Source organism: Pseudomonas sp. SWRI51, from assembly GCF_014268825.1.
Lineage (GTDB): Bacteria > Pseudomonadota > Gammaproteobacteria > Pseudomonadales > Pseudomonadaceae > Aquipseudomonas > Aquipseudomonas farsensis.
Window position 1 is genome coordinate 1 of the sequence record NZ_JABWRG010000200.1, and the last position, 263, is coordinate 263.

Here is a 263-nt window from a genome sequence, read left to right on the forward strand (position 1 = left end):
ACAGTCGAAGTGTCGATAGTGTCAGTGACTTCGGTAACGGCTGGGGTGTTATCCACAACCAGCTTCTCGAAGTCGCCACCAGTGACTTTATCCACAGTGACGCTGAGTTTTTCAGCGTCGATGTAGACGTCATCAGCCGGGGCATCAATCGAGATGCTGTTTTCAGTCTGGCCTTTGGCAATGGTAATGGTTTCGCCATTGCTCAGCTTGATGGTGACGTCGCTGCCAGCCGGGTTGGTCAAGGTCACGGTGTACGTGATCTT

At 52.5% G+C, this 263-nt stretch carries 1 protein-coding gene; it reads right to left on the bottom strand.

What is annotated here, in order from left to right; genetic code table 11:
• On the bottom strand, positions 1–263 hold a 263-nt coding region (locus HU720_RS24005), incomplete at both ends, for an immunoglobulin-like domain-containing protein (RefSeq protein ID WP_186523651.1).